Origin of the sequence: Arthrobacter sp. TWP1-1 (genome assembly GCF_049897845.1) — a bacterium.
In the GTDB taxonomy this organism is placed as follows: domain Bacteria; phylum Actinomycetota; class Actinomycetes; order Actinomycetales; family Micrococcaceae; genus Specibacter.
Map to the genome: position 1 here is coordinate 312752 of NZ_JAFCXC010000004.1, position 23281 is coordinate 336032.

General features: G+C 61.9%; 22 protein-coding genes. 16 read left to right on the forward strand and 6 right to left on the reverse strand.

Annotation, left to right across the window (positions count from 1 at the left end):
* Positions 1 to 43 precede the first annotated feature (43 nt).
* The gene (gene clpB, locus ACP7B9_RS10150; RefSeq protein WP_425863007.1) at positions 44 to 2659 is read right to left on the reverse strand and encodes an ATP-dependent chaperone ClpB; all 2616 of its coding nucleotides are present in this window, start codon (positions 2657 to 2659) and stop codon (positions 44 to 46) included.
* A gap of 197 nt (positions 2660 to 2856) precedes the next feature.
* On the opposite strand from clpB, the gene ACP7B9_RS10155 reads away from it, so the two are divergent.
* Positions 2857 to 3636, forward strand: a complete 780-nt coding sequence (locus tag ACP7B9_RS10155; RefSeq protein WP_425863008.1) for a MerR family transcriptional regulator — start codon at positions 2857 to 2859, stop codon at positions 3634 to 3636.
* A gap of 7 nt (positions 3637 to 3643) precedes the next feature.
* Here the strand turns inward: ACP7B9_RS10155 and ACP7B9_RS10160 are convergent, their stop codons facing one another.
* Positions 3644 to 4339 carry a ubiquinone/menaquinone biosynthesis methyltransferase gene (locus tag ACP7B9_RS10160; RefSeq protein WP_425863010.1) on the reverse strand — a complete coding sequence of 232 codons (696 nt, stop codon included), beginning with the start codon at positions 4337 to 4339 and terminating at the stop codon, positions 3644 to 3646.
* A gap of 105 nt (positions 4340 to 4444) precedes the next feature.
* Between ACP7B9_RS10160 and ACP7B9_RS10165 the strand changes: the two genes are divergently transcribed.
* The 4 genes from ACP7B9_RS10165 to ACP7B9_RS10180 are packed head-to-tail and all read left to right on the forward strand — an operon-like array spanning position 4445 to position 6809.
* Positions 4445 to 5323 carry a DUF4031 domain-containing protein gene (locus ACP7B9_RS10165; protein ID WP_425863011.1) on the forward strand — a complete coding sequence of 293 codons (879 nt, stop codon included), beginning with the start codon at positions 4445 to 4447 and terminating at the stop codon, positions 5321 to 5323.
* A 12-nt stretch (positions 5324 to 5335) separates the two neighbouring features.
* Positions 5336 to 5761: an ASCH domain-containing protein gene (locus tag ACP7B9_RS10170; RefSeq protein ID WP_425863013.1), complete on the forward strand. Its 426-nt coding sequence runs from the start codon at positions 5336 to 5338 to the stop codon at positions 5759 to 5761.
* 32 nt (positions 5762 to 5793) lie between these two features.
* A complete protein-coding gene (locus ACP7B9_RS10175; RefSeq protein WP_425863014.1) occupies positions 5794 to 6090 on the forward strand; it encodes a cold-shock protein in 297 nt (98 codons plus the stop codon).
* A gap of 59 nt (positions 6091 to 6149) precedes the next feature.
* Entirely contained in the window at positions 6150 to 6809 is a 660-nt protein-coding gene (locus tag ACP7B9_RS10180; protein ID WP_425863016.1) for a pentapeptide repeat-containing protein, read from the forward strand.
* Between the two features lie 13 nt (positions 6810 to 6822).
* Here the strand turns inward: ACP7B9_RS10180 and ACP7B9_RS10185 are convergent, their stop codons facing one another.
* Positions 6823 to 7296, reverse strand: a complete 474-nt coding sequence (locus tag ACP7B9_RS10185) for a hypothetical protein (protein WP_425863018.1) — start codon at positions 7294 to 7296, stop codon at positions 6823 to 6825.
* Positions 7297 to 7440: 144 nt separating this feature from the next.
* Between ACP7B9_RS10185 and ACP7B9_RS10190 the strand changes: the two genes are divergently transcribed.
* From ACP7B9_RS10190 to ACP7B9_RS10200, 3 genes are read left to right on the forward strand one after another with little or no spacing between them, the layout of a single operon-like run.
* A complete protein-coding gene (locus ACP7B9_RS10190; RefSeq protein ID WP_425863020.1) occupies positions 7441 to 8655 on the forward strand; it encodes a sensor histidine kinase in 1215 nt (404 codons plus the stop codon).
* Positions 8652 to 9269 carry a response regulator transcription factor gene (locus ACP7B9_RS10195; protein WP_425863022.1) on the forward strand — a complete coding sequence of 206 codons (618 nt, stop codon included), beginning with the start codon at positions 8652 to 8654 and terminating at the stop codon, positions 9267 to 9269. The genes ACP7B9_RS10190 and ACP7B9_RS10195 overlap by 4 nt, the downstream gene beginning before the upstream one ends.
* Positions 9270 to 9329: 60 nt before the next feature.
* Positions 9330 to 10940 (forward strand): sialidase family protein, encoded by a 1611-nt coding sequence (locus tag ACP7B9_RS10200; RefSeq protein ID WP_425863024.1) that lies wholly within the window; start codon positions 9330 to 9332, stop codon positions 10938 to 10940.
* Between the two features lie 147 nt (positions 10941 to 11087).
* Here ACP7B9_RS10200 and ACP7B9_RS10205 read toward each other — a convergent pair whose 3' ends face one another.
* Both ACP7B9_RS10205 and ACP7B9_RS10210 read right to left on the reverse strand, forming a co-directional pair.
* Positions 11088 to 11606: a PspA/IM30 family protein gene (locus ACP7B9_RS10205; RefSeq protein WP_425863025.1), complete on the reverse strand. Its 519-nt coding sequence runs from the start codon at positions 11604 to 11606 to the stop codon at positions 11088 to 11090.
* Between the two features lie 3 nt (positions 11607 to 11609).
* The gene (locus ACP7B9_RS10210) at positions 11610 to 12185 is read right to left on the reverse strand and encodes a hypothetical protein (RefSeq protein WP_425863027.1); all 576 of its coding nucleotides are present in this window, start codon (positions 12183 to 12185) and stop codon (positions 11610 to 11612) included.
* A 153-nt stretch (positions 12186 to 12338) separates the two neighbouring features.
* On the opposite strand from ACP7B9_RS10210, the gene ACP7B9_RS10215 reads away from it, so the two are divergent.
* From ACP7B9_RS10215 to ACP7B9_RS10235, 5 genes are all read left to right on the forward strand, one after another.
* On the forward strand, positions 12339 to 12740 hold the full coding sequence (locus tag ACP7B9_RS10215) for a YccF domain-containing protein (protein ID WP_425863029.1): 402 nt from the start codon (positions 12339 to 12341) through the stop codon (positions 12738 to 12740).
* 47 nt (positions 12741 to 12787) lie between these two features.
* Positions 12788 to 13021, forward strand: coding sequence for a hypothetical protein (locus ACP7B9_RS10220; protein ID WP_044577518.1), 234 nt, complete (start codon positions 12788 to 12790; stop codon positions 13019 to 13021).
* Positions 13021 to 13605, forward strand: coding sequence for a HutD/Ves family protein (locus ACP7B9_RS10225; protein ID WP_425863030.1), 585 nt, complete (start codon positions 13021 to 13023; stop codon positions 13603 to 13605). Before ACP7B9_RS10220 ends, ACP7B9_RS10225 begins: the two co-directional genes overlap by 1 nt.
* Before the next feature lie 7 nt (positions 13606 to 13612).
* On the forward strand, positions 13613 to 14449 hold the full coding sequence (locus tag ACP7B9_RS10230) for a PhzF family phenazine biosynthesis protein (protein WP_425863150.1): 837 nt from the start codon (positions 13613 to 13615) through the stop codon (positions 14447 to 14449).
* Between the two features lie 63 nt (positions 14450 to 14512).
* On the forward strand, positions 14513 to 15676 hold the full coding sequence (locus ACP7B9_RS10235; protein ID WP_425863032.1) for a cation:proton antiporter: 1164 nt from the start codon (positions 14513 to 14515) through the stop codon (positions 15674 to 15676).
* Between the two features lie 140 nt (positions 15677 to 15816).
* Here ACP7B9_RS10235 and ACP7B9_RS10240 read toward each other — a convergent pair whose 3' ends face one another.
* Positions 15817 to 17526: a DEAD/DEAH box helicase gene (locus tag ACP7B9_RS10240; RefSeq protein ID WP_425863033.1), complete on the reverse strand. Its 1710-nt coding sequence runs from the start codon at positions 17524 to 17526 to the stop codon at positions 15817 to 15819.
* A gap of 496 nt (positions 17527 to 18022) precedes the next feature.
* Here ACP7B9_RS10240 and trmB point away from each other — a divergent pair, with 496 nt between their 5' ends.
* From trmB to ACP7B9_RS10255, 3 genes are all read left to right on the forward strand, one after another.
* Positions 18023 to 18955 (forward strand): tRNA (guanosine(46)-N7)-methyltransferase TrmB, encoded by a 933-nt coding sequence (gene trmB, locus ACP7B9_RS10245; RefSeq protein WP_425863034.1) that lies wholly within the window; start codon positions 18023 to 18025, stop codon positions 18953 to 18955.
* A gap of 77 nt (positions 18956 to 19032) precedes the next feature.
* Positions 19033 to 19590, forward strand: coding sequence for a DUF5655 domain-containing protein (locus ACP7B9_RS10250; RefSeq protein WP_425863035.1), 558 nt, complete (start codon positions 19033 to 19035; stop codon positions 19588 to 19590).
* A 143-nt stretch (positions 19591 to 19733) separates the two neighbouring features.
* Positions 19734 to 23240: an SNF2-related protein gene (locus ACP7B9_RS10255; protein ID WP_425863037.1), complete on the forward strand. Its 3507-nt coding sequence runs from the start codon at positions 19734 to 19736 to the stop codon at positions 23238 to 23240.
* Positions 23241 to 23281: the final 41 nt, after the last annotated feature.

The following is a 23281-nucleotide window of genomic DNA, read 5'->3' on the forward strand; positions in this document are numbered from 1 at the left end:
AAGACTTGATTCTTGAGCAGCCAGGCCATCGCTATTTTTTGGATTACTTCCGGAGCACGGTCAATCCGGCGCTGGCAGTTGAGTCCATGCCGAGCTCGTCAAAATCGGCGGAGGTGTCCACCAGAACCGTGTCACCGTCGGTGATGGCGCCAGCCAGGATCTCCTTGGCTAAACGGTCGCCGATTTGGCGCTGCACCAGCCGGCGCAACGGACGGGCACCGTAGGCAGGATCGTAACCCGTCAGGGCCAGCCACGCCTTCGCCGCGTCGCTCACCTCAAGCATCAAGCGCCGTTCGTACAGGCGGGCCGCCAGCGACTGCACCTGCAGGTCAACGATCCTCGACAGCTCTTCGACGTTGAGCGCATCAAACATGACGATCTCGTCGAGGCGGTTCAGGAACTCGGGCTTGAATGACGCCTCAACGATGGACATGACGGCCTTGTGCTTCTGGTCCTCGGTCAGTGACGGATCCACCAGGAACTGTGAGCCAAGGTTGGAAGTCAGCACGATGATGACGTTGCGGAAGTCAACTGTGCGGCCCTGCCCGTCGGTGAGCCGGCCGTCGTCGAACACCTGCAACAGGATGTCAAAGACTTCCGGGTGCGCCTTCTCGACTTCATCCAACAGGACCACCGAATATGGCCGACGGCGCACGGCCTCGGTGAGCTGCCCGCCCTCGTCGTAGCCCACGTATCCAGGAGGGGCGCCGACAAGCCGGGAAACAGAGTGCTTCTCGGAGTACTCGCTCATGTCGATGCGGATCATGGCGCGTTCATCGTCAAAGAGGAAATCAGCGAGCGCCTTGGCCAACTCCGTCTTGCCCACGCCTGTTGGGCCAAGGAACAAGAACGAGCCGGTAGGCCGGTCCGGGTCGCTGATACCCGCCCGGGCGCGGCGAACGGCGTCGGACACAGCAGTAACAGCCTTGGACTGGCCGATCAGGCGCGAACCCAGGACCTGCTCCATCTGCAACAGCTTCTGGCTTTCACCTTGGAGCATGCGACCGGCCGGAATACCGGTCCAGGCGGAGATGACCTCGGCAATGTCGTCCGCCGTGACTTCCTCAGCCACCATCAGCTCTGGCTTGTCCGCGGATTCCTCAGCAGCTGCCGCGGCCTCCAACTCGTGCTGCAGCCCCGGGATCTCCCCGTACAGCACACGGGAGGCCAGCTCCAGATCGCCGTCGCGCTGGGCCTTGTCCGCGATGGAACGCAGCTCATCGAGCTTGGCCTTCAGATCGCCCACCCGATTCAGTCCGGCCTTTTCTGCTTCCCAACGGGCGTTGAGGCCGGCCAGCTCTTCCTTTTTATCGGCCATATCTGCGCGCAGGGCCTCCAAACGCTCGATGGATGCCGCGTCGCTTTCGCCAGTGAGTGCCAGTTCCTCCATGGTCAGCCGATCCACGGCGCGGCGCAGCTGGTCGATCTCCTCCGGGGCGGAGTCAATCTCCATGCGCAACCGCGAGGCCGCCTCATCCATCAGGTCGATGGCCTTGTCCGGCAGCTGGCGGCCGCTGATGTAGCGGTTGGAGAGCGTTGCGGCCGCAACGAGCGCGGAGTCGGCGATAGCAACCTTGTGGTGAGCCTCGTAGCGTTCCTTGAGGCCACGCAGGATGCCGATCGTGTCATCAACACTGGGCTCGCCCACGAAGACCTGCTGGAAGCGGCGCTCTAGGGCCGGGTCCTTTTCAACGTTTTCGCGATACTCATCGAGCGTGGTGGCACCAATCAGGCGCAGCTCGCCACGGGCCAGCATGGGCTTGAGCATATTGCCCGCGTCCATGGAACCCTCAGCGGCTCCGGCACCCACCACCGTGTGGATCTCATCGATGAACGTGACTATTTGGCCGTCCGAGGCCTTGATTTCCTCCAGCACTGCCTTCAGGCGTTCCTCGAACTCGCCGCGGTACTTTGCGCCGGCCACCATCGAGGCCAGATCAAGGCTGATGAGCGTCTTTCCGCGCAGTGATTCTGGCACATCTCCGGCCACCATGCGCTGAGCCAGACCCTCAACCACGGCTGTCTTGCCCACGCCAGGCTCACCGATCAGGACAGGGTTGTTTTTGGTACGACGGCTGAGCACCTGGATGACCCGGCGAATTTCGGCGTCACGCCCGATCACCGGATCAAGCTTGCCGGTGCGGGCAATGGCCGTCATGTCCACGCCAAACTTTGCCAGCGCCTCAAAAGTGTTCTCGGGATCGGGCGTGGTGACCTTGCCGTCGCCGCGCACGGAAGGCAGCGCGGCATCGAGCGCCTGCCGAGTGGCACCTACTTGGCGTAGGGCGCCTCCTGTTGCTCCGGCGTCGCCTGCCAAGCCCAAAAGCAGGTGTTCCGTAGAAACGTAGCTGTCCCCCATACGCTCGGCGGCCTGCTGCGCGGCCTGCACCACCATCAACGTGTTTCTGCTGAGCTGGGCCTGGGCCACCGAGGTGCCGGACGACGACGGGAGGGTGCGAATGGCTGCGCTGGCACCGACGCTGACCTCATCTGGGTCGACTCCGGCGGCCTTCAACAGGGCAACGGCAACACCCTGACGCTGATCCATGAGTGCTTTGAGCAGGTGCGCGGGTTCAACCGTTGGGTTTCCGGCGGTCGAGGCGTTCATGGCGGCGGCGGAAAGAGCCTCCTGGCTCTTCGTGGTGAATTTGGCGTCCAAGAGAGGTCCTTTCGTTGGCTGTCTGGGAGGGCGATGGCTCGCTCTCTCCTAAGTTGAGTCTACTACGCTCAACTTTGCATGCCGGGATCCTATTCCGACCCCGGCGATCGGGTGGCCCGGTGATCGAGCCTGTCGAGATCCAGGTGTCGAGATCCGGCCTTGACATTGACGTTGCGTCACCCTTTACCGTTGATTCTATGAACACATACGAGCCCGTGGTGGACTGGCCAATCCAGCAGATCGCCGCCCTGGCCGGCACCACGAGCCGAACTCTGCGACACTATGGCGCCATTGGATTGTTGCCGCCGAGCCGGATTGCGAACAACGGATACCGGCACTACGACCAGTCTGCGCTCATAAGGTTGCAACGGATTCTATTGTTACGTGAACTCGGGTTGGGATTGCCTGAGATTGCATCGGTTTTGGACCGGGAAAAATCTCCGGCAGCGGCGCTGCAGACACATGTCATGTGGCTCCGCAGGGAGCAGGACCGGATTGCCCGGTTGATTGCGTCGGGGGAAAAGACTATCGAAGCAGAAATGGAAGGAGAAAAGATCATGGCAAAAGACATGCTTGACGGCTTTGACCACACGCAATACAAGGATGAGGTGGAACAGCGGTGGGGCAAGAACGCCTACGCGCGCAGTGACGCGTGGTGGCGCGCCATGGACACCTCGGAACAGGCAGACTGGAAGGGTCGCGTTGCGTCCCTCGGCCGGGGTTGGATTGCGGCCTTCACCAGTGGCGTTTCACCGGACTCTACGGCCGCGCAGGACCTGGCCCGTCGCCACGTTGAGTGGTTGGGGTCAATTCCCGGCACTCCGGCTTCGACACCTGAGGGTGACACGCGTGGCTACGTGCTGGGTCTGGCAGAAATGTATGTGGCCGATCCCCGCTTTGGGGCCAACTACGGCGGCACCGAGGGTGCCTCTTTTGTACGCGATGCCCTGGGAGTTTATGCGGAGCGGGAGCTCTAGCGTTCGCTTAGCCGGGCTTGCGGGCGGTCCAGATCATGTTGGTGCCCATGAACTTGGACGTCACCTGAACGTTCTGGAAGCCAGCCTGTTCAAATCTGAGCCGAAGGGCCTCCGGGCTCAGGAATCCGAGCGTGGAATCGACCAGGTATTGATAAGCGGGGCGGTCTCGGCCAATGAGTGTCCCAAGCGTGGGAATCACAACTTTCATGCCAAGACGAATGAACGGGGCAAGGACTCCGCGTGGAGGAGATGATTCAAGGGCGGAAACGACGCCGCCGGGCTTGAGGACGCGGAATTGTTCGTTCAAAACCTGGTCAAGATCGCTGACGTTCCGAAGCAGGTAGCCGTGGGTCACGCCGTCGAACGCGTTGTCTTCGAAAGGCAATTCATGGGCGTCAGCAAACTGCCAATCAATGCTTTCGTTACCTTCTATAGTGCGAGCCATCTCAAGCATGGACTCGGAAAAATCGGCACCAATGATGGTGCTCTCGGGGCTCAGCTTACGGATTGCCCGGGCAATAACGCCCGTACCCGTCGCCAGATCAAGGTAACTACGCCCATGGCCGGAGGTGGCGAATGTGGCGACTTCCTTGCACCAGCGCGCGTGCGAATTGAGCGTCATGAGCCTATTCATCAGGTCATAGCGCCTGGCGATCCCATTGAACGTTGCCTGAACTGAGGAGTCTTCGTTTCGCACTGCCACTGGCTTTCGCTTGATGTGTTGAACTCAAACGAGTCTATGCGCGCTGGACCGGCAGGTCATATTCGCAGGACGGCCTCCCGGGGAACATCCGCCTACACTAAGGCCATGATCTTCATCGATCCGCCCTTTTGGCCGGCGCACGGAACCGTCTTTTCCCACCTGATTTCAGACACGTCTGTGGATGAGTTGCATGCTTTCGCTGCGGCCAATGGGGTTGCCGAGCGGGCCTTTGACCTTGATCATTACGACGTTCCGGAGCGCATTTACGGGGATCTTGTTGCAGCGGGCGCCGTGCCCCTTTCCGGCAAGGAACTGGCCCGGACCCTGGTTGCGTCCGGCCTGCGTATCAAAGCCAAATACCGAGTCAAGTCAGTCGGTTCTGTTTTGGAGCTCCGCTGGGATGCGCTTCTTCCCGGCCAAGTGGAGCTGGGCGCATCCTTGCTGAGCCGCTGGAACGAGCCCCACCGGAATTACCACTCGGCCACCCATCTCCTGGCGGTTTTGGAGGCACTTGAGCTGTTGACCAGCCGCTCCGTACCCCGAGCCGTGGCGCTGGCGGCGTGGTTTCACGACGCCGTCTACAACGGCAGGCCCAGCGACGAAGAGGACTCGGCTGTTTTGGCACAACTGAGCCTTGAAGGATTGGTTCCCGCCATGGAAGTCGGTGAGGTGGCACGGTTGGTGCGACTGACGGCCACCCACTCCCCCGACCCCAAGGACGACGCCGGGCACCTCCTGTGCGATGCCGACCTCGCCATCCTTGGGTCGGCGCCGAGCGAGTATTCCCGCTACATTACTGGCGTTCGCCGGGACTACGCCCACGTGTCCGAGAGCGACTTTAGCAAGGGGCGCGCCGCCGTCGTGCGTCAATTGCTCGCCCTGGAGCCGATGTTTCACACACATAAGGGGCGTGAGCTTTGGGCTGCGCAGGCGCAGCAAAACCTGAGCGATGAATTAGAACGATTGTGCCAAAAAGGTGACTAGTAGGCTGATTCCATGACTGACTACAGCGCACTGCCGGTTTCCGAGTTTGCGTTCCCAGGACCACTGCGCGATCAATTGGTCGGCGCGATTCTCGATGGTTCCAAGACGTCCACCACCGCGACCCTTATTGAGTATGAGATCGAAGAGGAAGGCCTGCCTTACGTTGGCGGCAGGGAGCTGGTGGTTGACTCCGCTGGAAAGGGTGTCGCCGTCATCGAAGTGACCGAGGTCCGCACAGTCCGGCTGGCAGATGTTGATCTGCAGCACGCCATCGACGAGGGCGAAGGCCACACCTCGGTGGCGCAATGGCGGGCCGGACATGAGGAATTTTGGCACTCCGCCGAGATGCGCGAGGCCATGGGGGACCCGGAATTTACTGTGGATGACGACAGCCTGGTGGTCCTGCAGCGTTTCCAGGTTGTGGAGCGGGTGGCCTAGCCGGTCCACCGCATTTCCCTTAGGCTGGCGCCATGGTCACCTTGGGAATTGTTCGTCTGTGGTACGACGACGAGGGCTGGGGCATCGTGGATTCGGACGAGACCCCCGGTGGTTGCTGGGTCCACTATTCACACCTCGCCATGCCCGGCTACCGTGCGCTGCAGGCCGGGCAAGCGGTGGAATTTGACTGGGAAATGGCCGCCCAGGACGGCTACAGTTTTCGGGCAACACGAACCTGGTCTGCCGGAACCGCACCAAGGCCGCTGGCGCCCCCGGCCGCCACCGGCCCTGCCTATACCTCTGGGCTGAGCATTATCTTCGACGACTGACCAACACCGCCGATGGTTATCAGAATTTCGATGTCACCGCAGCCCGATACTCTGGGGACATGGCTTCGAAGAATGAACCCCGCGCTCCCCGTCTCACTCCCCTTGACCTGCACGATCTTGCGGAGAACGATGACGCATTCTTCGGCCCGGGTGAGACGTATGACGGTCAGCAATTTAACCGGACCGCTTTTGATGAAGCCAATCTGACCTCAACAGATTTCCTGGAGTGCGAGCTCAACGGGCCAACGCTCAACGACACAGAGCTGCGTGGTGTGCGGTTCCGCGGCACGGTTCTCAACGACAGCTTCGCCCCGATCATGAAGGGCGCCCGCACCAGCTGGCGCGACACCGAGATCACCTCACCGCGCTGGGGATCGGCAGAACTTTATGACAGCAGCTGGCAGTCGGTACGGATCGACGGCGGGAAAATCGACTTCCTGAATCTGCGCTCGTCCAAGATCATTGACCTGCAGATCAGCGACTGCATCATCGGCGAGCTGGACCTTGGCGGCGCGAAGATCACCCGCATGGCCTTGAAGAACTGCCGGATCGGAACCCTCGATCTACAGCAGGCGACGCTGAAGGATCTCGATCTGCGCACCACCGAATTCCGTACGCTCAACGGCGTCGGTTCCATGTCCGGCGTCGTGATTGACGACTACCAGCTGGGCCTACTGGCCCCCATTCTGGCCGTGCACCTGGGCATCACCGTCGAATAGCCGACCCACGTAGCTAGCGGGCCAGCGAGACGCCCAGCGAAGCGGCCACGCCGAACGCGGTACCCCAGATAATGATGGCGATGACCTGCCACAGGATGACGGCATTCTTTGGAGCTCCAAAGGACACCATGGCGACCGAGGTGAACTGGCTCGGCAGGATGGCCGGGCCGACCAGACTCACGCCTGCCACGCCATATTTATCGAACGCCGTGCGTAGTTTTTGCTGACGCGGCGAAAGCTCCTTCACGGTTTTACCGGCGGACACCTTGCTCCGCACCTTGTGGGTGCCAAACACAAAGAGCAGCATCGAGATCACATTGCCCACCACGGCAACCCCAATGGCGAGCGCAGGATTCAGGCCGATAACCACCCCGATCACCGCACCAAAGTAGGAATCCACAAAAGGAATTCCCGCGACAAGCAGCACGCCCACCCACTGCAGCATTGCAGGGAGGGAGGCGGCGAAGGACTGCAGAGATTCAATCATGAGAGCTACTTTCAGGGGCAGGGAACGTTGATAATTCAATCCTGCCGCCCTGCCAGCACGCCGCGTAGTGTCCTGCCGTCATGGCTTCTCGGGCACTTTCGCATGCCCGTCCATGACAAATGTCATTGCCCTAGACTGGGCGATATGCCCGCTATCTCCCCTGAAATTCCGCGCCCATCCGCAGCCCCGGGTCGTAGCGTGCGCACCACCTGGACCTACACCTTGGGCTCCATCGTTTTTGTCCTTGTGGTTCTCGATGCCACGCTGCTGAGCTTGGCCGTCGAGTCGTTCAATGCCCAGTACGACGTCGTCTCGAGCCTTCTCGTACTGAGCCTCCTTGCCTCTGTTGTCCCCCAAATTCGCTACTGCTGGTTCCTCCGCGCCGGACTGGGCGGCGGGCTTCCTCGCCCGCTATGGACCACGGCCCTTCTTGTCCCGGCACTTTTGGTGTGGCTCCTGGGTCTGTTTGCGCCGGCCGACACACTGATGTGGGCTCTTCCCTTGTGGCTGGGCATCACCCTCATCGCCTGTCTGCTTCCACTCCGACCACGCATGACGGTTCTGGGTGCGGGGCTCGTTGTGTCCCTACTGCATCCGTTCATTTACTCACTGATCAACGGTGCGCACTATGACCTTCCGGATAATCCGGGAACACGCATGCTGCTTGTCTATGCGGCAGGCATGCCCCTCCTCATACTGAGCAGCCTGTGGTGGTGGGGGATTGTCGTGGAGTTGGACAGGCATCGGCTCCTCGCTGCCGAACTCGCCGTCGCGCAGGAACGGCTGCGCTTTGCCGCGGATCTCCATGACATCCAGGGGCATCATCTGCAGGTCATCGCCCTGAAATCGGAGCTCGCCGAGCGGCTACTCGCGGGGAATCCCGACGCCGCCCGCGAGCATATTCACGAGGCGCGGCTCATTGCCAAGCAGGCGCTCGAGGAGACCCGCTCGCTCGTATCGGGATATCGAGAGACAGTGCTCGAGAACGAACTGGAAAATGCGCGCGAGGTTCTTTCCGCTGCCGGGGCGCACTGCGAACTCACGCTTGACCCACTGCCCAGCAGCCCGGCGGCCCGCAATGCGCTGGCCATGATCGCGCGTGAGGCCACCACTAATATCCTCCGGCACAGCGAGGCCACGCATGCCGCCATGGCCCTGGTAACGACGGCGGACTGCTGCACGCTCACCATCAGCAACAACGGCGTATCTGGACCGGCAGCAAGCCAGCCGAGCTCCGGCAACGGAATCACCGGGCTGCGCGAACGCGTCGAAGCCCTGGGTGGAAAACTTGAAATAACCATGAACGCCGAACGCTTCGAACTTCAGGCCTCCGTCCCCACCAAAGGAACTCTCGCGTGAGTGAACCACGGCGTATTCGCCTCCTAATAGCCGACGACGAACACCTCATCCGCGGCGCCCTCGAGGCACTCCTAGGTCTGGAACCGGACATCGAGGTCGTGGCGAGCGCAGACAATGGCGTCACGGCCGCCGAGCTGGCTTTAGCTACCCAACCTGATATCTGCCTGCTGGATCTTGAGATGCCGCGGGCCGATGGTTTAGAGGCCGCCGCACGTATTCTCGCCACTGTTAATACCCGCGTCATCATCGTGACCCGCCATGCCCGGCCCGGAGTATTGCGGCGAGCGCTGGCGTCGAAGGTGTCAGGGTTCGTCCCGAAGTCCACGGCGGCGGAGGATCTGGCCCATGTCATCCGTGATGTGGCGGCCGGTAAGCGCTACATTGACCCGGAAATTGCCGCGACGGCCCTGACCGCCGAGCGTTGCCCGCTCACGGACCGGGAACTGGACGCACTTCGGTATAGCCGGTCAACGACCAGCGTGGCCCAAATCGCCGAGGCGTTGCATCTGGCGCCCGGAACTGTACGTAACTACCTGTCCTCGGCCATGATGAAACTTGACGCCGTTTCGCGGCACGACGCTGCCGAAAAAGCTTGGCAGCAGGGCTGGATCTGATTCGGTGTGGGCGTAGCGCGGGGCCCGGATCGGCGGCCGAATCGGCGCTAAACTCATCGTGTGATCAATCCCCTTGCCTCCTCTGAACAGGTTCTTGCCCGCCGAGGCATTGCCGGCCACCGCCAGTACCGTATTCCGGCCCTTGCCGTATCCCCTCGCGGCACCCTTCTTGCCGCCTACGATGGCCGACCCAATCTGGACGATCTACCCAATCCGATTGACCTGCTCCTGCGCCGCAGCACCGATAATGGCGTCACCTGGGAACCTCAGCAAACGGTCCGCACGGGCACCGGACTGGATGGTTACGGCGATCCCAGCCTGCTGATCGACACGGACACCCACCGGATCTTCATGTTCCACGCGGCCGGAACGCATGCGGGCTTCTTCGAGGCTGTCGAGGGCCTGGGCAATGAGGACGCCATCCAGCACGCCGACCTCAGCTTTTCCGATGACGACGGCGCCACCTGGCAACACCGCCGCCTCACAGCCATGCTCAAGATCGACGGCGTGACGGGTCTTTTCGCGGCCGCGGGCGCGGGCATCCAGATTCATGTCGGCCCGTTCAAGGGGCGCCTGGTGCAGCAATTTGTGCTCCTGCACCGTGGTGAGATCAAGGCCGCCAGTGCCTATAGTGACGATCATGGTGAGAGCTGGACCTTGGGTGAATTCATCGCGGGCGCCAACGAGAACAAGGTGGTGTGCCTCGCGGACGGCACGCTGCTGATGCATTCGCGCGCCACCCCGCACCGGCTCACGGCGGTGTCCACCAACGGCGGCCAGTCCTACTCCCCCGCGCAACCACACCTCGAGCTGCCCGATCCCAGCGACAACGGCTCCGTGGCGCGCTTCGACGGCCTGCCCAATGTCACCGTTCTGGCCACCCCCGAGACCGCGAGCTGGCTCATGGCCACCCACAATCATGATTCCCTCCTGCGCCGCAACACCCTCCTGAAGCTCTCGCAAGATAACGGCGCAACGTGGCCATTCGCCGTCGTACTATGCGCTGGAAGTAGCGAATATTCCACCGCCGCCCGCCTGCCCGATGGCCGGATCGGCGTGCTCTACGAACGTCAGGGCTACCAGGAGATCGTGTTTGTCGCGGTCGATCCGGAGGACTTGTTGGCCTCACCGACTACCTCTTTGACGCACGACGCCGGAACCTCCTTCGCGGGCAACGTCAGCTTATGCGTGGTGTTGCGTTCGATCACCCCTGGCCGCCCAGCCGTGTGGGAGAGCGTGGGCGAGAGTTTCGTGCTGAGCCAGACGGATGGCGATTGGGATCCCTCCGCATGGAAGGAAGTTGGCCAGGGCTACTCCGAGGATGCCCCACAGGTGTTGTCCAACAGGGAATCACAGGACCTGAACTACGGGCCCGTCATGGCCGGATACAAGGCCGGCGACGTTCTGGCGTTTTCAGGACGGATCGCTGCTTCCGAATTCACGCCATCGGCCGCGGTCTCCCTGGCGGCAGGACTCGTCTCTGAGACGGTGCTGGACGCGGAATCGCTCGACGCAGGCGCCACCCGCGGATTCAAGAGCAGCTATACGTTGACGGACGCCGACGTTGCACTCGGCACGCTCGTCCTTTCCTTCACAGTGAAGGCAGGAACTGACACGGCAGAGCGTTCCTTCACCTTTGACGTTGCCTCGGGTGACGTCGCGGAGAACTGAACCCCCAATCTCATCCCTCGCTCACTTACGGGCCTGTTTTCCAGAACCCTCGCTCAGGTACGGAGCTTCGCCGGCAGCGTTCTCTTGCCGACCGAGCGAGCGTCCGCAGAAAGTGCCCCGTATGTGAGCGAGGATCGGTAGTTGGGGTTATTTGCCTTGGCCGTTTTTGTCGTCGAGGTCATTTAACGCCTTGGCGATGGCATGATCGGCGCCGGCCGCAGTATGCGCCGCCTTGAGGGTTTCCACCGTGACGTTGAACCCGCTGACCCTTGCCTGGAGCTGGGTTAGTGCGGCGATCAGCATGGTTTCCTGTTCCCACAGGGCGTCGCGTTGCGAGATCAAATCCCCCAACTGCTCCCCCATGATCAGGTGGCCGTTCATGGCAGTTTGGGCCGCTGCCCAATCGCCGGAAGACTCCGACTTCTTCGCTTGTTCCGCCAACGCACCCATGGCCTGCTGGAGATCGGCGGCTTGAAGGTCCAGCCGCTGCCGACTCACCGAAACATCGGCAACCCCGCGACGCATCTTTTGCACAGCGGACTGTTGCTTACGCTGCGCATCCGACAACGTGAGCTGTTCGCGCGAGGAGGCTCCGGCGTCGTACTGAGCGGGGGAACGCTTAACAGTGGAAGATTTGGAACCGAACATCCGGGCAAGGAAACTCATGGCCTAGTCCTGGCCGAGATCCGTATACGTTGTGGACCAGTTCTTGAGCATGGTGGCCTCGATTTCGAGCGTGCGGGTGAGGTCCTTCATGTCGACATCGCCAGCGGGAGCAGCGGCGCTGGCGAGCGCGTTGCGGACCCCCAAGGCGGTTTGGGTGATCTGCTCAACCTGAACACCGAGGGTCTTCGCGTACAGGGCCTGCACGGCGCGATCTGGCTCCTGCTGCGCCACCAACAGCTGATGGTCCATGACCGTTCCGGTCTGCTGGAGCGTGTTGAAAATGGACTCGAGATTGCCCGTGTACTGCCCGGTCGACTGGGCCACACCGAGGGAGCGGCGTGTGGCCTCGAGCGCGTCCTGCAAAGCAACGCGCTGCTTCAATATCTCGGCAACCGGGCCTGTGCTGGACTCGGCGCGGACCTTCAGCGCGCTGCGTTTGGCCGATTCAATCTTCGGCTTGGAGATTTTCGCAAGGCTCAAGGCGCCGCGGTAAATGAGGACGCCAAGGGTGATGGCCACACCCAAAACAATGGCAATGACGACCAGCATGAGAATCAAAAAGACGGTTCCGAAGTCCATGGAATTGCCGGTTTCCTTGCAGTTTTGGAAGTGATGGTGGTGCAAATCAGCCTAGCACCGGCGAATGGTGAGGGACTGAGAGGAAACCTAGTTCAGGGTGTTTTCAGGGGCATCCCTGAGGCGCTCCCCATCTTGGCAGGGCAGAATGGAATGATGAAGACTATTCTGAACGTCATTTGGCTCGTGTTTGGCGGTTTCTGGCTGGCCCTGGGCTATTTCGCGGCTGGAATTCTCTGCTGCATTCTTATCATCACGATCCCGTGGGGAATCGCCTCGTTCCGCATCGCCGGATACGCACTTTGGCCCTTTGGCCGTACCGTGGTGGATAAGCCCGGCGGCACGGGCATCGCCAGCACGCTGGGAAATGTCATTTGGCTTCTGGTTGCCGGCATCTGGATCGTGATCGGCCACGTCACCACGGCCTTTGCCATGGCGATCACCATCATCGGCATCCCCCTGGCCATTGCCAACCTGAAGATGATCCCGATTTCCCTCATGCCACTCGGCAAGGAAATCGTGCCAAGCAACCAGCCCTTCGTGAGTAGCTATCGCTAAAAAGGCTGGCGCCACATTCGGATCCTGGCGCCGCGTAAGCTTGTCCCATGCGTAATAAGACCGACTGGCTGGACATCATCGTCAACTTCGCCAGCTTCGCAGCCATGATTTTGGTGCTCACCTTTGTCAGAACCAACCTGCCGATCAAGATCGTGCTGGCCTTCGCCGTCTCCCTAGCTATCACGGGAGGCTGGTCGTACTACAAACGCAAGCTCCGCCGTCGGCCGTCAGATCCCAAACGATTGCACGTGTACAGCGTGAAGAATGAGGACGAAAAATAGTGGAAATCATCCGTTACGCCTCGCTCAAGTCAACCCCCTGGGCCAACGGCGGCGGTGTCACGCGGCAGATTGCGGCCGGCCCGGACACCAAGAACTGGGACTGGCGCGTCAGCCTCGCCGAGGTGGCCAAGGCCGGCCCGTTCTCGCCCATGCCCGGCGTTGACCGGATCATCACGATCGTCGACGGCGAGCTCATTGCACTGACGGTCGACGGCGCCGAGCAGGCCCTCGAAAAGTTCCGCCCGTTCCGCTTTTCCGGCGATTCCGAGACCTCCGCAGCCCTGCCCACCGGCACCTTGAAGGACCTGAACCTCATGACCCGGCGCGGCGCGTTCAAGGGCTACGCCGCCATTATCGAGCTGTCCAAGAAGCGCCCGCACCCGGTGTTCGCCGACCAGTTTGCCGTGCTGCTGCAGGGCTCGGCCACCGTTTCTCCCGCAACAACGGACGACGCCGGAGCCTCCTCCCCCGCGCCCGTCGCCGAGGCGTTGGGCAAGTTTGACACGGTGGTGGGCTCGGACGCTGCCCCGGAAATTTCCGGCCGCGGCTTCCTCGCCGTGCTGAGCATCGACCCCGTTCTCTAACTCCGTGATGAAGTCGCGCCGATACAGCGAGGTCGATGTCTTCTCAGCGACGGCGTACCGTGGGAATGCACTTGCCGTGGTTCATGACGCCGATGGCCTGAGTACGGCGGACATGCAGCAGTTCGCCAACTGGACCAACCTCGCCGAGACCACGTTTCTGTTGGCTCCGGAAGATCCACGGGCTGACTACCGCGTCAGAATTTTTACGGCGAGTGAGGAACTGCCCTTCGCCGGCCACCCCACACTCGGATCGGCGAGAGCCTGGCTGGAGTCGGGCGGAACGGTTGGAGCTGGCGGCGTGATCCTGCAGGAATGCGCGGCAGGCCTGGTTCCGGTCCGCGTTACGGATGACCGCTTGGCCTTCGAGGCGCCGCCCCTCACTCGTTACGAGCCCATCGAAGAAGCACGGTTGCGGCGAGTTGCCAGTGTTCTCGGCATTGAGCGCGCGGATATCCTCGACTCCTCGTGGATCGTCAACGGACCTCGCTGGATGGGCATCAGATTGGCGTCTGCACAGCAGGTCCTGGCCCTGCGCCCAGATCCCGGGCTGCTGGATGACCTAGAAATCGGCGTTGTTGGCCCCTACGGCCCCGAATCCGAGACTCAGTTCGAGGTGCGCGCGTTCTTCGGCGGCGACGCCGTTTGGGAAGACCCGGTTACCGGAAGCCTCAACGCGGGCTTGGCCCGGTGGATGAACGACACCAATATGGCTCCCCAAAACTATGTGGCATCTCAGGGAACCGTTCTCGGCAGGGAAGGGCGGGTGCACATCGACATCGATGACGACGCGATCTGGGTTGGTGGACACGTCACCAAGTGCATCGAGGGAAGTGTCCTGCTCTAGCATCACGGCCTGCCCCCTTTGGCAAAACGCGTCCGCCGTGCACAATGAGCACATGGAACAGCAATGTTTGGCCAGCCGCGCGTGGCCCTGCTCATGACATTTCCGGTTCTGGCCTTGATCTGCGCCGCCGCACTGCTGGGTCCCTTATTGGCACTTCCGCGCAAGTGGCACGTTCCGGTGGTCATCGGTGAACTGGTGGCAGGTATCCTCATTGGCCGCAGCGGATTAGGCCTCGTAGACCCGGCCGAACCGACTTTCATATTTCTTGCCGACCTCGGGTTTGCCTTGATCATGTTTGTGGCTGGTTCTCACGTCCCCGTTCGGGATCAGCAAATTCGTTCCGCGTTGGGCAGCGGGGCCGTACGAATGGCGGTGGTGGCCGTAGCGGCTGCAGCCGTCGGTATTGCTGTTGCGGCCTGGTTCGGCACGGGCCATGCGCCGCTCTATATTGTCCTGCTGGCGTCGTCGTCCGCGGCCTTGGTGCTGCCGATCGTCGGCTCACTCAAGCTCAAGGGCCCCAATATCTTGGCCATGACAGCTCAGGTGGCCATGGCTGACACCCTCGCCATCGTGGCCCTGCCGCTAGTCCTCAACCCAGCCGCCGCGGGGCGGGCGGCGCTCGGTTCACTGGCCGTATTGGCCAGTGCAACAGCATTATTCTTCATCCTGCGCAAGGCAGACCAAACCGGGCTACAGCAAAAAATCCACCGGGTTTCCGAACAACGCAAGTTCGCACTAGAGCTCCGGTTTCAACTGGCTGTTCTGTTCGCGTTGGCCGGGCTTGCCGTGTGGAGTCACGTGTCCATCATGCTCGCAGGCTTCGCCTTTGGGCTGGCCGTATCTGCGGTAGGTGAGCCGCGGCGCCTTGCCCACCAACTGTTCGCCCTGACGGAAGGTTTCCTTGGTCCACTGTTCTTCCTGTGGCTCGGATCCTCCCTTGATTTGCGCGAATTAGCCATGGCACCGCACATGATGCTGCTCGGCCTGGCCCTGGGCTGCGGCGCCATCGGCGTCCACGCGCTGACACATTTTCTCGGCCTTCCGCTGCCGCTAGGGGTGCTCTCGGCGTCCCAGCTTGGCGTGCCGATCGCCGCCGCAACCATTGGCATCCAGCAAAACCTGCTGGCACCCGGTGAACCCGCGGCGCTGGTGATGGGCGCACTCATCACGATGGCAGCCGCCACGCTGGTGGGCAACCGTCTTGCTTCACGGAAGCTCGTTCCCTAACGTTCGACGCCGGACACCTAGGTTCCTGCCGCGGCCCACCTAAGGTGAGTGTCGGCGTCGTACCTCTTGAGGTTAAACAACAAACGACCCGCAGCACCGGCACATTGTGGCCATCTGCTGCGAGTCGTTCGTGTGATTATTTAGCGGCTGCGACGCTGGTTGGAGGCCGGAGCCGACGCGCGGCGAGCACCGCCACCGGAGCGTGCCGGACGAGCCGAGCCACCACCGTTAGCGTTGTAGCTGCCACCGGAAGTACCACCAGTGTTGGAGGACCAGGCAACGCTCGAGTTGGTGCGTGCGCCTGCGCCCTCTCGTGAACCCTCGCGTGAACCCTCGCGTGATCCACCCTGAGGGGAACGCTTGCCGCGAGCGACGTCGCCGTCGCGGGCCGGGCGGCCCTCGGCGGAACGTGCCGGACGGCGGTTTTCGCCACCGCCGAAGCGGGCACCCTGCTGAGCACCTTCACGGCGTTCGCCGCGGTTGCCCGCGGCTGCCGGACGCTCGGAGGATTCGGAAGCAACGCGGCCACGGCCACCGCGGCCGCCACGGCCACCGGCTGTGGGGGCTGCGCCGGAGCGGACCGAACGCTTACGCTGAGCGTTTGCACCGGTTGAGGTGCCACCGCCCTGAGCAGGCTGCTTGGATGCGAGCAAAGCTGCGCGGGTGCGCGGATCGATCTTGTCAGCAACTGCGCCAACCAAGGTGGCGATCAGCGGTGAGCTGGTGGTGACGCGCTCGAAGTTCACGTCAACGCCTGCTGCGCGCATGAGCTTCTTGACGTCGCCCTGCTGCTCGGGAAGCGTCAAAGTGACAACAACGCCGTCGGACCCGGCGCGAGCCGTACGGCCTGAACGGTGCAGGTAAGCCTTGTGCTCTGTGGGCGGGTCAACGTGGATGACCAGTTCAATGTCATCAACGTGCACGCCGCGGGCGGCAACGTCGGTGGCAACCAGGACGCGGACGTCGCCAGTGGAGAACTCGGCCAGGTTCCGGTCACGTGCATTCTGTGACAGGTTTCCATGAAGGTCGACGGCGGGGATGCCGGCGTCGGTCAGGGTCTTGGCCAGCTTGCGGGCGTGGTGCTTGGTGCGCATGAACAGGATGCGGCGACCGGCGCCGGATGCGAGCTCAACGATGACCTGCTTCTTCACGGTCTGGTCATTGACGACCAAGACGTGGTGCTCCATGGTGGAGACGGCAGCCTTGGGCTCGTCCACCGAGTGGGTGAGCTGGTTGGAGAGGTAACGCTGAACAATCTTGTCAACGCCGTTATCCAAGGTTGCGGAGAACAGCATGCGCTGACCCTGCGTGGGGGTGGTGTCCAGGAGACGCTTGACGACGGGCAGGAAGCCAAGGTCAGCCATGTGGTCGGCCTCATCGAGAACCGTGATCTCAACGCTTTCCAGCGAAACGATGCGCTGCTTCATGAGGTCTTCGAGGCGGCCGGGGCAGGCGATGACGATGTCGACGCCGGCGCGCAGGGCCTTTTCCTGACGAGCCTGTGAGACGCCACCGTAGATAACCGTGGTGTTCAAGCCCATGGCCTTGGCGAGGGGCTCGATGGTGTTGTTCAGCTGGGTTGCCAGCTCGCGGGTCGGTGCAAGGACCAGGCCCATGGGGCGGCCGGGCTTGCGGAAGTAAGGAGCTTCGCGCTCGGCCAGGCGGGCCACGAGCGGGATTGCGAAGGCAATGGTCTTGCCGGAGCCGGTGCGGCCGCGACCCAGAACATCGCGACCTGCGAGTGTGTCAGGCAAGGTCTTGATCTGGATGGGGAATGCTTCTTCAATGCCCTGAGCGGCGAGTGAAGCAACGATTTCCTTGGGCGCACCAAGGGCAGCAAAAGTTGTCATGTAAAGAGAGAATCTTTCGTAAGGCGGTTCAACGTCCCACGGGCAGTTTTGACCGCGGGTTCGCCGATTCAATGCCAGAGCGTGTCAACCGCGACTGCCTTGAGGCAAGTCCGTGCGGGACAAGTTGCATGCGTTCATCGACGCAGAATGCGCGTAACGCACATTAAGTAGTCTCAGTCTAGCAGCGGCCCGACGCCGGACGCTCATCTTAGTGCCGCATCTCACCTTCTCCGAGGCTCAGGACGCCAGGCAAAAACGGAGTGCCGGCGTTTCCTGGCCGGGGTTTTCCTATGCGCTGAACTCGCGACGAGTTTGGCGCATCTTAGCCGTGGCGCACAACTGGCCTCCAGTTCCGCGCATAAGGGAACGCCACTTTTCATATGCGCCGAACTCATGGTGGGTTTGGCGCATCTTGAATCCAGATCGAGCAAGGACCGGGGTAGCCCGAGCTACCGCGACGAGTGGACGGAGCCGAAGCCCGGTACGCTTAACCCCGATGAGTGAAAATCAAGTTTCCGGCCCAGAATCCCCAGCAACAGTCGCAGACGCAGACGCCTCCGCAGCTGCTGACCAGCGCGCACCCCGCTCCGGGGACGGCTCTGCCCGTCCTATCACGCCGGGAACCCAGGCCGCCGAAGGCACGTACCGCAGGCAGACAGTGTCATTCGTGCGCCGCGGCACGCGCCTGCAGGGCAAACGCCAGAAGGCTTGGGACGAGCACTCCGCATACCTGGCCGTGGACATCCCCCGCCATATTGCCGACACTTCCGTTCACCCGGAGTACTCCTTTGACGCCGAGGAAGAGTTCGGCCGCACGGCCCCGCTCGTCGTCGAAATCGGCTCCGGCCTTGGCGATGCCATTGTGCACGCGGCCAAGGAGAACCCAGACAAGGACTTCCTCGCTGTCGAGGTTTACACGCCCGGCCTGGCTCAGACCATCCAGAAGCTCGTCGCCAACAAGATCAGCAACGTCCGTGTTGTTCAGGCGAACGCCCCAGAGGTCCTGAGGACCATGCTGCCGACCGGTTCGGTGAGCGAGGTCTGGGTATTCTTCCCGGATCCCTGGCACAAGACCAAGCACAACAAGCGCCGCATGGTGAACGACAACTTCGCCCCCCTCGTGGCCCGCGTCCTTGCCCCCGGCGGCACTTGGCGTCTGGCCACCGACTGGTCCTCCTACGCCGAGCAGATGCTGGAAGTTGGCAACGCGGCAGAGGAGTTCACCAACGTTCACGACGGCGAACATTCCGGTTCCGAGAGTCCACTTACCGCAGCGCGGCTCAGCGGCGTGGACTGCGAACAAAGCGACGAGCCGGACACGGTTGGTGGCTGGGCTCCGCGCTTTGGCGGGCGCATCCTGACCAGCTTCGAAAACAAGGCGCACAAGGCCGGCCGGGTCATCTTCGACCTCGCCTTGCGCCGCAACTAAACGCCGTGCCGGGCGAGCCGTCATCAAGCGAGTCAGCGACAGCGTCCAGCAGGCCGCAGGTCAAGACGTGGCAGGAAATGTTGGAGCACAACACGGGGTTGTTGCTGCGCCGGACCGGCCATGATGTGGCGTGGTGGCTGGCCGAGGTGCGTGTCACGGACGTTGTTTCTGAAGCTGACACGCGCCGCTGGTTAGCCGCGAACGGAGTGAGTGGTTACGCCCAAAACCCTGTCATGTGGGAGTTGTTCGGGTATCCCGATTTCTTCCTGAAGGACGCCAGACAGCTGTTGGACGGGCAGTATGCCGACCGCTTGAACTTGCGCCCCATTGCCGACGCCGTCATTGCTTTAGTCCAGGCTTGGGCCGAAAGCGGCACCGCGATCACGGAAATTCAATTGCGCAAGACATACTTCACGCTCAACACATCGCGGCGGAAGTTCGCCCAGGTCACGCCCGTCAGCAAATCCGCGGTTGATATCTTCCTACGGCTGGATGAAGCCCCGGGCGGCCGGCTCGAAGCCGTCAATGTCAGGGCCGGCGATCCGTTCACCCGTAAGGTCCGTCTGCGCGAAGCCGCGGATGTTGACGCCAATGTGGCCCAAATTCTTCTGCGCTCCTACGCTGCCAACATCTAATTTCGCCAGCAATAACACCAAGATTCGCCTATCGCTGGACATCTACGACTCCAAAAGATGAAAGTGGTCCCCAAAGCCGCCTAAGATTGATAGATGTGGTTCGCAATCTTGGACCACCCTCAACCGACAGGTGGAAAAGTTCCGTGACGCACTCCTCCGCGAGTTCCCGTTTGCTAACGCGAATCGCCGAGTTCACCGACAATTCCATCGCAGCCGGCCGCGTGTATGCCGACCAAGGCCGGGTCAGCGAAATAACGCTTGAACCGGCCACCGGTCTGCTCTCCGGCAAGGTGGAAGGCACCCAGGTCTACCGGACCACGGCGAAGCTCGTCCGCGAGCACGACGGCGTCATCGCCTGCCGTGTGGGCATCTGCAATTGCCCGATTCGCCAGAACTGCAAACACGTGGTTGCCCTGATCGCCGCCGCCGAAGCCGACCAGTCGTTCACCGACTTTTTCGTCCCCGAAGAGGCACCGCGGGAACCGACATTCCTGGAAACCCTGCTGGCCAAGGCCAAGGACGGCAAGACTGCAGCCGCCGCACCGGCTAAGACCCCCACAGTTGAACCAGTGGATTCATGGGAGGCTGCGCTGTCAGCCCTCCTTCCACCGGCCACCTTCGCCCCGAGCGCGGACACGCCCGCCTTGGGTCTGCAATTTGAACTTCATGTACCGCCGCCCCGCTTTTCATACCGCGGCCGGGGCAGCACAGTCCCCTCGGAGCCGGTCCTCAACGTCCGCCCCGTAGTCATGGGGACGCGCGGAAAATGGGTCAAGACCGGCGTCAGCTGGGCCACTCTTGGTTACCTGACCTACGGCGGCGCCCACGACCGCACCCAGTTGGAATGGCTTACCGAATTCCTGACCTCGCACAGCCCGCGGCAGTTCAACCACGGAAATGCAGGCTCTTGGCTGTCGCTGAATGACTTCGCCGGCCGCAACCTCTGGCAGCTGCTCCATGGCGCCCATAAGAACGGTATTGCCCTGATCCAGACGGGCAACGGCGATCCGGTTCGGGTTGTTGACCATAACGCCACGCTTCAACTCGATGTCACGCAGGAAGAGTCGGGTGGCCTTGACGTTGGCCCGCTGATCGAGATCGACGGCGTACCCGTCACCGCGGAGATCGTGGGCCGCGTCGGCAACCCTGTCAACGGGCTGTTTTTCAGTGATCACAACGAGCCCACCGCGTCAGGTGTGAATGCTGGCCCGGCCCGCAGCGGCGTCGTACGGGGAGACATCACCCTGGCACCCTTGCCGGCAGAAGCTTCGGCACAGATGCTTGATTTTGCCCTCCGCAAGGAGACCGTCCACATCCCGGAGACGGCCCGGGAGAAGTTCCTGACACAGTTTTATCCGCAGCTGAAGCAGGCCGCCTCGGTGGTTTCGGCGGATCATTCGGTGGAATTGCCGGCCTACGTTGAGCCCACGCTTTCGTTGCTAGCCGCCTACGGCACCGATCACACGGTCAGGTTGCATTGGGAGTGGCATTACCCCGTGGGCAGCCGCGTCACGTCGCTTCCACTGTGGCCCGAGCTAGGTGAGCACGCCGTTCGCGACACTGGTGCCGAGGCGCGGCTGATCGCCAGCGTCGGACAGCCGTGGGAAGACATCACGGACATGGGTGTCGCCGCGAATCACGCGTGGGGTGAGCCGTCGCTGGCTGGCACCGCAGCGCTGAGCGGCCTCGACACTTTGACCTTCACCGAGACTGTCCTGCCAAGGCTGCGGGAGCTACCCGGTGTGGAGGTTGACACCAGCGGTGACATCGCCAGTTACCGTGAGGTCACCGAGGCTCCCGTCGTGACCATTTCCACCAAGGCCACCGATGAGCGTGACTGGTTTGACCTGGGCATTGTGATCACGCTCGAGGGTCAGTACGTCTCCTTCGCCGCTGTATTCTCCGCGCTGGCGGCTGGCAATTCGCGCATGTTGCTGCCCAGCGGTGCCTATTTCTCTCTGGATCGCCCCGAACTGCACCAGCTGCGCGCCCTGATCGATGAAGCCCGCAGCCTCAATGACAACAAGGATGGCGAGCTGCGGATCAGCCGCTTCCAGGCCGGCCTCTGGGACGAACTGGCGCAGCTGGGCATCGTTGACGAGCAGGCTCAGGCCTGGCGCAACACTATTTCCGGACTGCTCGACGGCGGACCTCCCGTTCCGCTGGCGGCTCCCGCCGGGTTGAATGCAACCCTGCGCCCGTATCAGCTGGATGGGTTCAACTGGCTGCACTTCTTGTACAGCCTTGGCCTTGGCGGCGTTCTTGCCGATGATATGGGCTTGGGTAAGACCGTCCAGACCCTTGCCTTGATGTGCCAGGTCAAGGCGGATGCTGCGGCCGGCGTGGGAACCGATGCTGCTGCCGAGGCTGGCACGGGCGACAGCGTTGGCTCCGGCTCCGGTTCGGGCAACAAACCCTTCCTTGTGGTTGCCCCGACCTCCGTGGTTGGCAACTGGGCCAGTGAAAGCATCAAGTTCGCTCCGGGACTGCGGGTTGTCACGGTTTCCGAGACGTTTGCAAAGAGTGGCCTGAATTCCGCCAAGTTCTTTGACGGAGCGGACATCGTCATTACCTCGTATGCCCTGTTCCGCATCGATTTTGCCGAATACGGGATGCAGCCGTTTGCCGGATTGATCCTCGATGAAGCGCAGTTCGTCAAGAACCACCAGTCGAAGGCTTACCAGTGTGCCCGGAAGTTGAAGGCCCCGTTCAAGCTGGCCGTCACGGGTACCCCCATGGAAAACAACCTCATGGAACTGTGGGCCCTGCTCTCCATTGTGGCTCCCGGCCTGTTCCCCAGCCCCAAGCGTTTTGCCGAGTTCTACCAGCGCCCCATTGAAAAGAATGCGGACTCCGAGTTGCTGGCGAAGCTGCGGGCCCGGGTCAAGCCGCTCATGCTGCGGCGTACCAAGGAGCAGGTCATTGCCGACCTTCCGGCCAAGCAGGAGCAGGTGCTGGAAGTTGAGTTGAATCCTCGTCACCAGAAGATTTACCAGACACACCTGCAGCGTGAACGTGCCAAGATTTTGGGTCTGCTGGAGGATGTGAACAAGAACCGCTTCACCATCTTCCAGTCACTGACCTTGCTGCGTCAGCTCAGCCTTGACGTGTCCCTCGTGGACGAGGGTCACGCTGGTGTGCGTTCATCCAAGCTGGACGTCCTGTTTGAACAGCTGGAGGATGTGGTCAAGGAAGGCCACCGTGCGCTGATTTTCAGCCAGTTCACGGGATTCTTGGGCAAGGTGCGCGATCGACTCGTCGCCGAGGGCATCGATTTCCAGTACCTTGACGGAGGCACCCGGAACAGGGCCGCCGTTGTGGACGAATTCAAGAATGGTGATTCGCCACTGTTCCTGATCAGCCTCAAGGCCGGTGGTTTCGGTTTGAACCTGACCGAGGCAGACTACGTGTTCATCCTTGATCCCTGGTGGAACCCGGCGTCCGAGGCGCAGGCCGTTGACCGTACGCACCGCATTGGCCAGAAGAAGAACGTGATGGTTTACCGTCTGGTTGCCAAGGACACGATCGAGGAAAAGGTCATGGCCCTGAAGGCGAAGAAGTCCCGACTGTTCTCAGATGTCATGAGCGGGGATTCGCTCTCCAGCGGAGCCTTGACGGCGACCGATCTGGCCGGCCTCTTCCGCGACTAACCCCTTAAACAACTGACCCGCAGTAGTGGCTGAAAATTCAC

Excerpts from the sequence above, each read along its gene's own strand:
- ACP7B9_RS10155 (WP_425863008.1), top strand. The coding sequence starts at position 2,857 with ATGAACACATACGAGCCCGTGGTGGACTGGCCAATCCAGCAGATCGCC.
- ACP7B9_RS10165 (WP_425863011.1), top strand. The coding sequence starts at position 4,445 with ATGATCTTCATCGATCCGCCCTTTTGGCCGGCGCACGGAACCGTCTTT.
- ACP7B9_RS10170 (WP_425863013.1), top strand. The coding sequence starts at position 5,336 with ATGACTGACTACAGCGCACTGCCGGTTTCCGAGTTTGCGTTCCCAGGA.
- ACP7B9_RS10175 (WP_425863014.1), top strand. The coding sequence starts at position 5,794 with ATGGTCACCTTGGGAATTGTTCGTCTGTGGTACGACGACGAGGGCTGG.
- ACP7B9_RS10180 (WP_425863016.1), top strand. The coding sequence starts at position 6,150 with ATGGCTTCGAAGAATGAACCCCGCGCTCCCCGTCTCACTCCCCTTGAC.
- ACP7B9_RS10185 (WP_425863018.1), bottom strand. The coding sequence starts at position 7,296 with ATGATTGAATCTCTGCAGTCCTTCGCCGCCTCCCTCCCTGCAATGCTG.
- ACP7B9_RS10190 (WP_425863020.1), top strand. The coding sequence starts at position 7,441 with ATGCCCGCTATCTCCCCTGAAATTCCGCGCCCATCCGCAGCCCCGGGT.
- ACP7B9_RS10205 (WP_425863025.1), bottom strand. The coding sequence starts at position 11,606 with ATGAGTTTCCTTGCCCGGATGTTCGGTTCCAAATCTTCCACTGTTAAG.
- ACP7B9_RS10210 (WP_425863027.1), bottom strand. The coding sequence starts at position 12,185 with ATGGACTTCGGAACCGTCTTTTTGATTCTCATGCTGGTCGTCATTGCC.
- ACP7B9_RS10215 (WP_425863029.1), top strand. The coding sequence starts at position 12,339 with ATGAAGACTATTCTGAACGTCATTTGGCTCGTGTTTGGCGGTTTCTGG.
- ACP7B9_RS10220 (WP_044577518.1), top strand. The coding sequence starts at position 12,788 with ATGCGTAATAAGACCGACTGGCTGGACATCATCGTCAACTTCGCCAGC.
- ACP7B9_RS10230 (WP_425863150.1), top strand. The coding sequence starts at position 13,613 with ATGAAGTCGCGCCGATACAGCGAGGTCGATGTCTTCTCAGCGACGGCG.
- ACP7B9_RS10235 (WP_425863032.1), top strand. The coding sequence starts at position 14,513 with ATGTTTGGCCAGCCGCGCGTGGCCCTGCTCATGACATTTCCGGTTCTG.
- ACP7B9_RS10240 (WP_425863033.1), bottom strand. The coding sequence starts at position 17,526 with ATGACAACTTTTGCTGCCCTTGGTGCGCCCAAGGAAATCGTTGCTTCA.
- trmB (WP_425863034.1), top strand. The coding sequence starts at position 18,023 with ATGAGTGAAAATCAAGTTTCCGGCCCAGAATCCCCAGCAACAGTCGCA.
- ACP7B9_RS10250 (WP_425863035.1), top strand. The coding sequence starts at position 19,033 with ATGTTGGAGCACAACACGGGGTTGTTGCTGCGCCGGACCGGCCATGAT.